The 12,857-nt window shown below is 40.5% G+C and carries 9 protein-coding genes; all 9 read left to right on the forward strand.

Going from position 1 to position 12,857, the window contains the following annotated elements:
* Nucleotides 1-108 precede the first annotated feature (108 nt).
* The 9 genes from QM923_RS08730 to purF all read left to right on the forward strand — a co-directional run bounded on the left by QM923_RS08730 (nucleotide 109) and on the right by purF (nucleotide 12,821).
* On the forward strand, nucleotides 109-1,278 hold the full coding sequence (locus tag QM923_RS08730; RefSeq protein WP_414277325.1) for a pyridoxal phosphate-dependent aminotransferase: 1,170 nt from the start codon (nucleotides 109-111) through the stop codon (nucleotides 1,276-1,278).
* Entirely contained in the window at nucleotides 1,275-2,045 is a 771-nt protein-coding gene (gene recO / locus QM923_RS08735) for a DNA repair protein RecO (RefSeq protein ID WP_414291562.1), read from the forward strand. Before QM923_RS08730 ends, recO begins: the two co-directional genes overlap by 4 nt.
* Nucleotides 2,042-3,034 (forward strand): phosphate acyltransferase PlsX, encoded by a 993-nt coding sequence (plsX, locus tag QM923_RS08740; RefSeq protein WP_414291563.1) that lies wholly within the window; start codon nucleotides 2,042-2,044, stop codon nucleotides 3,032-3,034. Before recO ends, plsX begins: the two co-directional genes overlap by 4 nt.
* A gap of 10 nt (nucleotides 3,035-3,044) precedes the next feature.
* The gene (locus tag QM923_RS08745) at nucleotides 3,045-3,281 is read left to right on the forward strand and encodes an acyl carrier protein (RefSeq protein WP_414291564.1); all 237 of its coding nucleotides are present in this window, start codon (nucleotides 3,045-3,047) and stop codon (nucleotides 3,279-3,281) included.
* A gap of 211 nt (nucleotides 3,282-3,492) precedes the next feature.
* Nucleotides 3,493-5,646, forward strand: coding sequence for a peptide cleavage/export ABC transporter ComA (gene comA, locus QM923_RS08750; protein ID WP_414291565.1), 2,154 nt, complete (start codon nucleotides 3,493-3,495; stop codon nucleotides 5,644-5,646).
* Between the two features lie 12 nt (nucleotides 5,647-5,658).
* Nucleotides 5,659-6,561 carry an HlyD family efflux transporter periplasmic adaptor subunit gene (locus QM923_RS08755; protein WP_414291566.1) on the forward strand — a complete coding sequence of 301 codons (903 nt, stop codon included), beginning with the start codon at nucleotides 5,659-5,661 and terminating at the stop codon, nucleotides 6,559-6,561.
* 160 nt (nucleotides 6,562-6,721) lie between these two features.
* The gene (gene purC, locus QM923_RS08760; protein WP_414291567.1) at nucleotides 6,722-7,429 is read left to right on the forward strand and encodes a phosphoribosylaminoimidazolesuccinocarboxamide synthase; all 708 of its coding nucleotides are present in this window, start codon (nucleotides 6,722-6,724) and stop codon (nucleotides 7,427-7,429) included.
* A 55-nt stretch (nucleotides 7,430-7,484) separates the two neighbouring features.
* The gene (locus QM923_RS08765) at nucleotides 7,485-11,210 is read left to right on the forward strand and encodes a phosphoribosylformylglycinamidine synthase (RefSeq protein ID WP_414291568.1); all 3,726 of its coding nucleotides are present in this window, start codon (nucleotides 7,485-7,487) and stop codon (nucleotides 11,208-11,210) included.
* A gap of 168 nt (nucleotides 11,211-11,378) precedes the next feature.
* Nucleotides 11,379-12,821 carry an amidophosphoribosyltransferase gene (gene purF, locus QM923_RS08770; protein ID WP_414291569.1) on the forward strand — a complete coding sequence of 481 codons (1,443 nt, stop codon included), beginning with the start codon at nucleotides 11,379-11,381 and terminating at the stop codon, nucleotides 12,819-12,821.
* Nucleotides 12,822-12,857: the final 36 nt, after the last annotated feature.

Genomic DNA, 12,857 nt, shown 5'->3' on the forward strand with positions numbered 1-12,857 from the left:
GAAAAGTAAAATAGAAAGTAGGAATAAGGTTGTAAATTAACGGAATTTTGCGGTCAGAGAGCTTTTGTAGTATAATAGATATATGTTCTTTGATCAAGGAGGATATATATGGACTTAACCAAACGCTTTAATAAACAATTAGATAAGATACAAGTTTCCTTGATTCGTCAATTTGACCAGGCTATTTCAGAGATTCCTGGAGTCCTGCGATTGACCTTGGGAGAACCAGATTTTACAACACCAGATCATGTCAAGGAAGCTGCAAAGCGAGCCATTGACCAAGATCAATCCTACTATACAGGGATGAGTGGTTTGTTGACCTTGCGTCAGGCGGCGAGTGATTTTGTAAAAGAGAAATATCAGCTAGACTACAATCCAGAGAATGAAATCTTGGTCACAATTGGTGCGACAGAGGCTCTATCAGCTACTCTGACAGCTATTTTGGAGGAAGGAGACAAGGTTCTCTTGCCAGCTCCTGCCTATCCTGGCTATGAGCCAATAGTTAATCTAGTTGGTGCAGAGATTGTCGAGATTGATACGACTGATAACGGTTTTGTCTTAACTCCAGAAATGCTAGAAAAAGCGATTTTAGAGCAAGGTGACAAGCTCAAGGCAGTTATCCTCAACTATCCAGCCAATCCGACAGGAATTACTTATAGTCGCGAGCAATTAGAAGCCTTGGCAGCTGTTTTACGTAAGTATGAGATTTTCGTAGTCTGTGATGAAGTCTACTCAGAATTGACCTATACAGGGGAAAATCATGTATCTTTGGGAACTATGTTGAGAGATCAGGCAATTATTATTAACGGTCTTTCTAAATCCCATGCCATGACAGGTTGGCGTTTAGGTTTTATCTTTGCACCAGCAAACTTCACAGCTCAACTCATCAAGAGTCATCAGTATTTGGTAACTGCTGCAAACACCATGGCGCAACATGCTGCGGTGGAAGCATTGACAGCTGGTAAGAACGATGCAGAACCCATGAAGAAGGAATATATCCAGCGTCGGGACTACATTATCGACAAGATGACTGACCTTGGCTTTGAAATCATCAAGCCGGACGGTGCTTTTTATATCTTTGCTAAGATTCCAGCAGGCTATAATCAAGATTCTTTTGCTTTTCTGAAGGATTTTGCCCAGAAGAAGGCTGTTGCCTTTATTCCTGGTGCTGCATTTGGACAGTATGGAGAAGGCTATGTTCGCCTATCTTATGCAGCTAGCATGGGAACCATCAGAGAAGCTATGAAACGACTTGAGGAGTACATGAGAGAGGCATGATTCAATCGATTACGAGTCAGGGTTTAGTACTTTACAATCGAAATTTTCGAGAGGATGATAAGCTTGTTAAAATCTTTACAGAACAGGCAGGCAAGCGCATGTTTTTTGTCAAACACGCCGGCCAATCCAAACTAGATCCTGTCATTCAACCTTTAGTCTTAGCCCATTTTCTCCTAAAAGTCAATGACGATGGACTTAGTTACATAGAAGATTATCATGAGGTGAAGACTTTTCCGAAAATCAATAGTGACCTCTTTGTTATGGCTTATGCGACTTACGTTGCAGCCTTGGCAGATGCGAGTTTGCAGGATAACCAAGAAGATGGTCCCTTATTTGCTTTTTTGCAAAAGACTTTAGAGCTGATGGAAGAGGGCTTAGATTATCAAGTTTTGACAAATATTTTTGAAATTCAAATATTGACACGTTTTGGAATTAGTCTCAACTTTAATGAGTGTACCTTTTGTCATCGTGTGGGGCAAGCCTTTGACTTCTCCTTCAAATACGGGGGTTGTCTTTGTCCCGATCATTACCATGAAGATGAGAAACGATGTCATTTAAATCCCAATATTCCTTATCTGCTCAATCAATTTCAAGCCATTGATTTTGAGACCTTGGAGACTATCTCACTTAAGGCCGAAATCAAGCAGGACTTGCGCAAGTTTATGGACCAAATCTACGAGGAATATGTCGGCATTCATCTGAAATCAAAGAAATTTATTGATTCCCTAGCCGACTGGGGACAACTACTGAAAGAGGAAGACAAATGAAAAAAATCGCAGTTGATGCAATGGGTGGCGATTACGCACCACAAGCTATTGTAGAGGGAGTTAATCAAGCCCTTGCTGACTTTTCAGATATTGAGATTCAACTTTACGGAGACGAAAGTAAAATCAACCAATATCTAACAGCTACGGAGCGCGTCAGCATTATCCATACAGATGAGAAAATAAATTCTGATGATGAGCCTACAAAAGCTATCCGCAAGAAGAAAAATGCCAGCATGGTATTGGCAGCTAAGGCTGTTAAGGATGGAGAGGCAGATGCAGTTCTTTCTGCAGGAAATACAGGTGCCTTGTTAGCAGCAGGATTTTTCATCGTTGGTCGTATCAAAAATATCGATCGACCAGGTCTTATGTCAACCTTGCCAACTATTGATGGAAAAGGTTTTGACATGCTTGACCTTGGTGCCAATGCAGAAAATACCGCCCATCACCTGCATCAATACGCTATCTTAGGTTCCTTCTATGCTAGAAATGTTCGTGGTATTGAAAACCCTCGTGTAGGTTTGCTTAATAACGGGACAGAGAGTAGCAAGGGAGATCCACTCCGCAAGGAAGCCTATGACCTATTAGTGGCTGACGAGAGTTTGAATTTCGTCGGGAACGTGGAAGCGCGTGATTTGATGGATGGTGTTGCTGATGTAGTCGTAACAGATGGTTTCACGGGAAACGCTGTGCTCAAAGCTATTGAAGGGACTGCTATGGGTATCATGGGCTTGCTTAAAAATGCTATTGTAGGTGGCGGTCTTAGAGCCAAGCTAGGGGCTTTCCTTCTTAAGGATAACCTCAGAGGTTTGAAAAAACAGCTCAACTATTCAGATGTTGGAGGCGCAGTTCTGTTTGGTGTTAAGGCACCAGTAGTTAAGACTCATGGCTCAAGTGATGCCAAGGCTGTCTATAGCACAATACGCCAAATTCGTACCATGCTTGAGACAGATGTAGTTGCCCAAACTGCGCGTGAATTTTCAGAGGAATAAGGAGAACAATATGACAGAACAACAAATTTTTGACCGTATCGTAACCATCATTCAAGAACGTCAAGGAGAGGACTTTGTAGTTACTGAAAACTTGAGTTTAAAGGATGATTTAGATGCTGATTCAGTAGATTTGATGGAATTTATTCTAACAGTTGAGGATGAATTTGGAATCGAAATTAGTGATGAAGAAATCGATCATCTCCAAAGCGTCGCAGATGTATTGGAAATTATCAAAAATAGAATGTAAGAAAAAGCGACATGCAGGGCATGTTGCTTTTTTTGTCGTATGGAATATTTATTTTAACGAATTTTAAAATCCATATGCTTGCTTAAACTTTTAAAAGTGCTATTTGGGTGTAGATACTGCTTTTTTAGAAAGAGTTATCAATTTCTTATTTTGTTTGGCTAAAATAATCTTACAGAGTTTTTAATTAGGTTGTTAAGAAAAGGATAAGAATATGAAATTTAGAAAAAAACACTATCGCTCACAGATGGATCAAAAGGACTGCGGAGTGGCTTCGTTGGCCATGGTGTTTAGCTGTTTTGGAAGCCATTATTCATTAGCACATCTGCGTGAATTAGCCAAAACGACTATAAATGGGACGACAGCTTTGGGTCTGGTGAAGGCTGCGGAAACATTAGGTTTTGAGCCACAAGCCATTCAAGCAGACATGACTTTGTTTGATTCTCCAAATTTAATCTTTCCTTTTGTGGTTCACGTGCTGAAGGACAAAGAATTATTTCATTATTATGTAGTGACAGGGATGGATAAGCAGAATATCCATATAGCTGATCCAGATCCAGAGGTTAGATTGACCAAACTATCGCGTGAAAGATTTGAAGAAGAATGGACAGGAACAACGATCTTTGTGGCTCCCTCCCCAAATTATCAGCCACATAAGGACAAGAATCAGAGTTTGACTTCTTTTCTACTTATTTTGATAAATCAGAAAGGTTTGATCACCAATATCATATTAGCGACCGTTCTAGTAACCTTGATTAACATCGTTGGTTCATACTATCTACAATCTATTATTGATACCTATGTACCGAATCAAACATCTTCGACCCTTAGTATTATTTCTATATGCCTTGTTATCGTTTATGCTCTCCAGCAGATTTTGTCTTTTGCTCAAGATTACCTTTTAATTGTCCTTGGACAACGTCTATCGATTGATGTTATTTTATCTTATATCAAACATATTTTTAATCTACCTATGTCCTTTTTTGCAACACGTCGGACGGGGGAAATCGTGTCACGATTTACAGATGCTAATAGTATCATAGATGCCTTGGCTTCAACCACTATTTCAATTTTTTTGGATATATCTATGATGTTGATTATTTCTATAATTTTGTTTTTGCAAAATAGTAATCTCTTTTTCATAAGCTTATTAGGTCTTCCCATTTATGCTCTAATTATTATTGCTTTTATGAAACCTTTTGAAAAGATGAACCGGGATACTATGGAAGCAAATGCAACCTTATCATCTTCCGTTATAGAGGATATTAATGGAATTGAAACGATTAAATCCCTGGTTAGCGAAAAAACATGCTACCAAAAGCTTGATAGGGAATTTGTGGACTATCTGAAAAGATCCTTTACTTATAGCAGAGCAGAAAGTCAGCAAAAAGCTCTTAAAAAATTTGCTCAACTGTTGCTAAATGTCTGCGTTTTATGGATGGGTGCTAATTTCGTTATGGATGGAAAGATGAGTTTAGGCCAGTTGATTACGTATAATACGCTTCTTTATTATTTCACCAATCCTCTAGAAAACATCATCAACCTTCAGACTAAGCTCCAAACAGCTCAAGTTGCGAATAGTCGTCTCAACGAGGTATATCGGGTCAAATCTGAGTTTGAAGGACAGAAAATGGTAGAGGATTTGAGTATGGTTCAAGGAGATATGACTTTTAAGGGAATTCACTACAAGTATGATTATGGTCAAGATATCTTATCGGATATAAATTTGATAATCAAACATGGCTCTAAAATAGCTCTTGTAGGGGTTTCAGGATCAGGGAAGTCGACCTTGGCTAAGATGATGGTTAATTTTTTTAACCCAAGTCAGGGAGAAATCAGACTGGGGGATATGAATTTAAATCAGATTGATAAAAAGTCTCTGCGCCAACATATCAACTATTTACCTCAGCAACCTTATGTATTCAATGGAACAATTTTAGAAAATCTTCTCCTTGGAGCCAAGGAGGGTACGACTCAGGAGGATATACTACGTGCAGTTGAGCTAGCAGAAATTCGTGAAGATATTGAGCGTATGCCCTTGAATTACCAGACAGAATTGACTTCTGATGGGACAGGGATTTCTGGTGGTCAACGCCAGAGGATTGCATTGGCGCGTGCTCTCTTGACAGATGCTCCTATCTTGATTTTGGATGAGGCGACGAGCAGTCTAGATATCTTAACAGAGAAACGGATAGTAGACAATCTCATGAATCTAGATAAGACCTTGATTTTCATTGCTCACCGCTTGACTATTGCTGAACGGGTGGAGAAAGTTATTGTTTTGGATCGGGGTAAGATTGTAGAAGAGGGGAATCATGATGACTTGCTTGCTCGAAATAGTTTTTATGCTCATTTAGTTAACTGTTAGAAAGGATAAAGAATGTACCTTGAATTTTTAGAAAGTACGGAATTTTATAATCGACGTTATCATAATTTTTCCAGTCGAGTGATTTTTCCTATGTCACTTTTGGTAGTGTTTATGTTTGGATTTGCAATGTTTGCAGAAAAGGAAATAAGTTTATCTTCGAAAGCTACAGTTGAACCTAGTCGTATCATTGCTAATATCCAGTTAACTAGTAATCGGCGTATGGTAGTTAATTATCTGGAAGGGAACAAACAGGTGCAACAAGGAGATTTACTTGTTCAGTATCAGGAATTAGGTGATGTACTTCAGGATGAAGTCAATGCTAGTCAGTTGGATAACTTTAGAGACCATCAAAGTAAAACAAGTAATCTTAAGAATAGTGCTACACGTCAAAATATAGGTCTCTCTTCTCAGAATTCTTCGATTGTACAAGAGCAGATAGATTTAGAAGCAGAAATAGGAGAAAAAAGCCAAACTAGCTTACTCGAAGGAGGAACAATAAGAGCCAAGGAGGACGGAGTTCTTTATCTCAATCCTGAAAGGAATCAATCTGCGGTAGTCACAGAAGGAAAATTACTGGCTAAATTATATCCACTATTGGATAGAGAAGGAACAGCAAAATTGACGGCTTATCTTAGTTCAAAAGATATTGTGGGAATCAAGATTGGAGATTTTGTGCGCTTTACCACGACTAATGCCACCAATGATCAAGTGAGACTTGTTTCTACTATCACTAGTATTGATACAATTGCAACCAAAACTGACCAAGGAAATTTCTTTAAAATAGAAGCGGAAACAAAAATAACTCAAGAACAAGCTGAAAAGCTTAGATATGGATTAGAAGGCCGCTTACAAATAATCACAGGCAAGAAAAGTTATTTACGCTATTATTTGGATGATTTTTTGAATAGGGAATAATGTTCACTTTTTAAAATAATATTTTAAAACTGTAATCCTAAAATGATTTACAGTTTTTATAAAACTCAAAGGGCGAATACGTTATTGTTCGCAAAATATTTGATTTCTGCCTGTTTTTGTGTTAGAATGAGGCCAAGTAATACGAAAGGCGAATAATAAAATGTCCAGTAAACTTATTTATACGGGAAAAGCTAAAGATATCTATACTACTGAAGACGAAAATGTGATTAAGTCCGTTTATAAGGACCAGGCTACCATGCTGAATGGTGCTCGCAAAGAGACTATCAAAGGCAAAGGTGTACTGAATAATCAGATTTCGTCTCTTATTTTTGAAAAATTGAATGCTGCGGGTGTGGCTACTCACTTTATCGAACGTATTTCTGATACAGAACAACTTAACAAGAAGGTTTCAATCATTCCTTTGGAGGTTGTGCTTCGTAACGTGACTGCGGGTTCTTTCTCCAAACGGTTTGGCGTTGAAGAAGGTTTGGATTTGGAAACTCCAATCGTTGAATTTTACTATAAGAACGATGATTTGGATGATCCATTCATCAATGATGAGCATGTGAAGTTCTTGGATATTGCCAATGATGAACAAATTGCTTATATCAAGGAAGAAACGCGTCGTATCAATGAATTGCTGAAAGATTGGTTTGCACAAATTGGTCTTCGTTTGATTGACTTTAAATTGGAATTTGGTTTTGATAAGGATGGCAAAATCATCTTGGCAGACGAATTTTCACCAGATAACTGTCGCCTTTGGGATGCTGAGGGGCACCATATGGACAAGGATGTTTTCCGTAGAGATTTGGGCAGTCTAACGGATGTTTATAAGGTCGTGTTAGAAAAATTGCAGGGATTGAAGTAAAGTTATACTTGGTCGTCATTACAATCTTTAAGTAGAAATAGATAAAGGAACTAAAATGGATAAACGTATTTTCGTTGAGAAAAAAGCTGATTTTCGTGTCAAATCTGACTCTTTAGTAAAAGAATTACAGCATAATCTTCAGTTGAAAACCTTGAAGGATCTTCGGATTGTTCAGGTTTATGATGTTTTTGGTTTGGCAGAGGATTTGTTTGCGCGTGCGGAAAAACACATCTTCTCTGAGCAAGTGACCGATACTGTTTTGGATGAAGCTGCGGTTCAGGCTGATCTTGAGAAGGTTGCTTTCTTTGCTATCGAAAGTTTGCCTGGTCAATTTGACCAACGTGCAGCATCTTCACAGGAAGCTTTGCTTTTGCTTGGTAGCTCAAGTGATGTAACGGTGAATACAGCACAACTCTACTTGGTCAATAAGGATATTGATGCGAATGAATTGGAAGCTGTCAAAAACTACCTCTTGAACCCAGTGGATTCTCGTTTCAAAGATATCACTGTTGGTATTGCGAAACAGGATTTCTCTGAGTCTGACAAGACCATTCCAAATTTGGATTTCTTTGAAACATATACAGCAGAAGATTTTGCACAGTATAAGGCAGAACAAGGATTGGCCATGGAAGTGGATGACCTTCTCTTCATTCAAGACTATTACAAGTCAATTGGACGTGTGCCAACTGAGACTGAGTTGAAGGTGTTGGATACTTACTGGTCTGACCACTGTCGTCACACCACTTTCGAGACTGAGTTGAAAAACATCGACTTCTCAGCTTCTAAATTCCAAAAACAATTGCAAGCGACTTATGACAAGTATATCGCCATGCGTGATGAGTTGGGACGTACGGAAAAACCTCAAACTTTGATGGATATGGCGACTATTTTTGGTCGTTATGAGCGTGCTAATGGTCGTTTGGACGACATGGAAGTGTCTGATGAAATCAATGCCTGCTCTGTTGAAATTGAAGTGGATGTTAATGGTGTCAAAGAACCATGGCTTCTCATGTTCAAGAACGAAACCCACAACCACCCAACGGAGATTGAACCATTTGGTGGAGCGGCTACTTGTATCGGTGGGGCCATTCGTGACCCATTGTCAGGTCGTTCATATGTTTACCAAGCCATGCGTATCTCAGGTGCTGGTGATATTACAACACCAATTGCTGAAACTCGTGTTGGTAAATTGCCACAACAAGTAATTTCTAAAACAGCGGCTCACGGTTATTCTTCATATGGTAACCAAATTGGTCTTGCAACAACTTATGTTCGTGAATACTTCCACCCTGGTTTCGTTGCGAAACGTATGGAGCTAGGTGCCGTTGTCGGTGCGGCTCCCAAGGGAAATGTTGTTCGTGAAAAACCTGAAGCAGGTGATGTGATTATCTTGCTCGGTGGTAAGACTGGACGTGATGGTGTCGGTGGTGCGACAGGTTCTTCTAAAGTTCAAACAGTTGAATCTGTTGAGACAGCTGGTGCTGAGGTTCAAAAAGGGAATGCTATCGAAGAACGTAAGATCCAACGTCTTTTCCGTAATGGGGAAGTGACACGTCTTATCAAGAAATCAAATGACTTTGGTGCTGGTGGTGTCTGTGTGGCTATCGGTGAATTGGCTGATGGTCTTGAAATTGATCTAGACAAAGTGCCATTGAAATACCAAGGTTTGAACGGTACAGAAATTGCCATCTCTGAATCTCAAGAACGGATGGCTGTAGTGGTTCGTCCAGATGATGTAGATGCCTTCATTGCAGCATGTAATAAAGAAAATATTGATGCTGTTGTCGTTGCGACAGTGACTGAAAAACCAAATCTTGTTATGCACTGGAATGGCGAAACCATCGTTGATTTGGAACGTCGTTTCCTTGATACAAACGGTGTACGTGTAGTTGTGGATGCTAAGGTGGTTGACAAGGATGTCAAGCTTCCAGAAGAACGCCAAACATCTACCGAAACCCTTGAAGCAGATACTCTTGAAGTCTTGGCAGATCTTAACCATGTTAGCCAAAAAGGGTTACAAACCATCTTTGATAGCTCAGTTGGTCGTTCAACAGTCAATCACCCACTTGGTGGTCGCTACCAAATCACACCAACGGAAGCTTCTGTACAGAAATTGCCAGTCCAACATGGTGTGACAACAACTGCTTCTGTTATGGCGCAAGGGTTCAACCCTTATGTAGCAGAATGGTCTCCATATCATGGTGCTGCTTATGCGGTCATCGAAGCAACCGCTCGTTTGGTTGCTGCCGGTGCAAACTGGTCTAAGGCTCGTTTCTCTTATCAAGAATACTTCGAGCGTATGGATAAACAAGCAGAGCGTTTTGGTCAACCAGTAGCTGCTCTTCTAGGCTCTATTGAAGCTCAGATTCAACTTGGTTTGCCATCTATCGGTGGGAAAGACTCTATGTCTGGTACCTTTGAAGAATTGACAGTACCACCAACCTTGGTTGCTTTTGGTGTCACAACTGCAGATAGCCGTAAGGTCCTTTCTCCAGAATTTAAAGCTACTGGTGAAAATATCTATTACATCCCAGGTCAAGCTTTGGGACAAGAAATTGACTTTGATCTTATCAAGTCTAACTTTGCTCAGTTTGAAGCTATACAAGCTGATCACAAAGTGACAGCAGCATCAGCTGTCAAATATGGTGGTGTCCTTGAAGCTCTTGTCCTTGCAACATTTGGTAACCATATTGGTGCCACTGTAACCCTTGAAAATCTTGAGACTGCCTTGACAGCTCAATTGGGTGGATTCGTCTTCACATCTCCGGAAGAGATTTCAGGTGTTGCCAAGATTGGACAAACAGCAGCTGACTTTACACTTACTGTCAATGGTGTAAGGCTTGATGGACACAAACTTGACAGTGCCTTCCAAGGTAAATTGGAAGAGGTTTACCCAACGGAATTTGTACAAGCAACTGAGTTGGAAGAAGTACCTGCTGTGGCATCAGATGCTGTGATCAAAGCCAAAGAAACAGTTGAGACACCAGTGGTTTACATCCCGGTGTTCCCAGGGACCAACTCGGAGTATGACTCCGCTAAGGCCTTTGAAAAAGAAGGGGCCAAAGTCAACTTGGTACCATTTGTCACACTGAATGAAGAAGCGATTGTCAAGTCTGTTGACACCATGGTTGACAACATTGAAAAAGCAAACATTATCTTCTTTGCCGGTGGCTTCTCAGCCGCCGATGAACCAGATGGATCAGCTAAATTCATCGTTAATATCTTGCTCAATGAAAAAGTACGTTCAGCCATTGATAGCTTCATCGAAGGCGGTGGTTTGATCATCGGTATCTGTAACGGATTCCAAGCTCTTGTCAAATCAGGTCTTCTTCCATACGGTAACTTTGAAGATGCAAGTAGCACGAGTCCAACCCTCTTCTACAATGATGCCAACCAACACGTGGCTAAGATGGTTGAAACACGTATTGCCAACACCAACTCACCATGGCTTGCTGGCGTGAAAGTTGGTGACATCCATGCCATCCCAGTATCACATGGTGAAGGTAAGTTTGTCGTGACAGCTGAGGAATTTGCAGAACTTCGTGACAATGGTCAAATCTTTAGCCAATATGTTGACTTCGAAGGCAAACCAAGCATGGATTCTAAATACAATCCTAACGGTTCTGTCAATGCGATTGAAGGTATCACAAGCAAGAACGGTCAAATCATTGGTAAGATGGGACACTCAGAACGTTTCGAAGACGGTCTCTTCCAAAATATTCCAGGAAATAAAGACCAACACCTCTTTGCATCAGCGGTTAAATACTTTACTGGGAAATAGGCTTTGCAGATTTTCTAATAGATAACCATCAGTAAATGTAAAATCAAGTAGATCTAACTTGCGATAATTGCAAATGATTTGTTGTTGCGAGTGAAACGAGCTTCTGCCGTATCATTCCGCTCTAGTATCGTTAAGAAATGATACACAAATAAAAATTAGGTATATAAAATGACATACGAAGTAAAATCTCTTAATGAAGAATGTGGTGTTTTTGGTATCTGGGGTCACCCAGACGCTGCCAAATTGACCTATTTTGGACTCCATAGTCTTCAGCACCGTGGTCAGGAGGGGGCAGGAATCCTCTCCAATGACCAAGGGAAATTGAAGCGTCATCGTGATATGGGGCTTTTATCAGAAGTCTTCAAAAATCCTGCGAATTTGGATAAATTGACAGGAACTGGAGCTATTGGACACGTGCGTTATGCGACTGCGGGAGAAGCTTCTGTAGACAATATCCAACCTTTCCTTTTCCGCTTTCATGATATGCAGTTTGGTTTGGCTCATAATGGGAATCTGACCAATGCAGAATCGCTCAAGCAAGAATTGGAACAAAGAGGAGCGATTTTCAGCTCAACCTCTGACTCTGAAATCTTGGCTCACCTTATTCGCCGTAGCCACAATCCAAACCTGATGGGTAAAATTAAGGAAGCACTCAGTCTTGTCAAAGGTGGTTTTGCTTATCTCTTGATGTTTGAAGATAAGTTAATTGCAGCGCTTGATCCAAATGGGTTCCGTCCTCTGTCAATCGGGAAAATGGCTAATGGAGCAGTAGTGGTTTCATCTGAAACCTGTGCCTTTGAAGTAATCGGTGCTGAGTGGATTCGCGACGTAAAACCAGGCGAGATTGTCATTATTGATGATAGTGGTATCCAGTATGACAACTATACAAACGATACTCAGTTGGCTATCTGTTCCATGGAGTATATCTACTTCGCACGTCCTGACTCCAATATCCACGGAGTCAATGTCCATACGGCCCGTAAGAGAATGGGAGCTCAACTGGCACGTGAGTTCAAGTATGAAGCCGATATCGTAGTCGGGGTGCCAAACTCCTCTCTTAGCGCAGCTATGGGATTTGCGGAAGAATCAGGTCTGCCAAATGAAATGGGGCTCATCAAGAACCAATATACCCAACGAACCTTCATCCAGCCGACCCAAGAATTGCGCGAGCAAGGGGTTCGGATGAAGTTATCTGCTGTTTCTGGTGTGGTTAAAGGAAAACGTGTGGTCATGATTGATGACTCGATTGTACGAGGCACGACATCTCGTCGTATCGTAAAATTGCTGAAAGAAGCAGGTGCTACAGAAGTTCATGTGGCGATTGCTAGCCCAGCTCTGGCTTATCCATGTTTCTATGGAATTGATATTCAGAGTCGTGAGGAATTGATTGCGGCCAATCATACCGTTGAGGAAACTTGCCAAATCATTGGTGCGGATAGTTTGACCTATCTTTCGATTGATGGCTTGATTGATTCTATCGGCATCGAAACAGATGCGCCAAATGGCGGCCTCTGTGTGGCTTACTTTGATGGGAAATATCCAACTCCTCTCTACGACTATGAAGAAGAATATCGTAGAAGTTTGGAAGAAAAAACGAGTTTTTACAAATAAAATTCCCCATTGAAGGAAAGGAAAAGGAAAAAACAA

The sequence above is a fragment of the Streptococcus infantis genome (assembly GCF_047463275.1).
GTDB lineage: Bacteria > Bacillota > Bacilli > Lactobacillales > Streptococcaceae > Streptococcus > Streptococcus infantis_AF.

Coding starts and splice junctions, on each gene's coding strand:
- comA (WP_414291565.1), top strand. CDS start 3,493: ATGAAATTTAGAAAAAAACACTATCGCTCACAGATGGATCAAAAGGAC.
- QM923_RS08765 (WP_414291568.1), top strand. CDS start 7,485: ATGGATAAACGTATTTTCGTTGAGAAAAAAGCTGATTTTCGTGTCAAA.
- recO (WP_414291562.1), top strand. CDS start 1,275: ATGATTCAATCGATTACGAGTCAGGGTTTAGTACTTTACAATCGAAAT.
- QM923_RS08755 (WP_414291566.1), top strand. CDS start 5,659: ATGTACCTTGAATTTTTAGAAAGTACGGAATTTTATAATCGACGTTAT.
- purF (WP_414291569.1), top strand. CDS start 11,379: ATGACATACGAAGTAAAATCTCTTAATGAAGAATGTGGTGTTTTTGGT.
- purC (WP_414291567.1), top strand. CDS start 6,722: ATGTCCAGTAAACTTATTTATACGGGAAAAGCTAAAGATATCTATACT.
- QM923_RS08730 (WP_414277325.1), top strand. CDS start 109: ATGGACTTAACCAAACGCTTTAATAAACAATTAGATAAGATACAAGTT.
- QM923_RS08745 (WP_414291564.1), top strand. CDS start 3,045: ATGACAGAACAACAAATTTTTGACCGTATCGTAACCATCATTCAAGAA.
- plsX (WP_414291563.1), top strand. CDS start 2,042: ATGAAAAAAATCGCAGTTGATGCAATGGGTGGCGATTACGCACCACAA.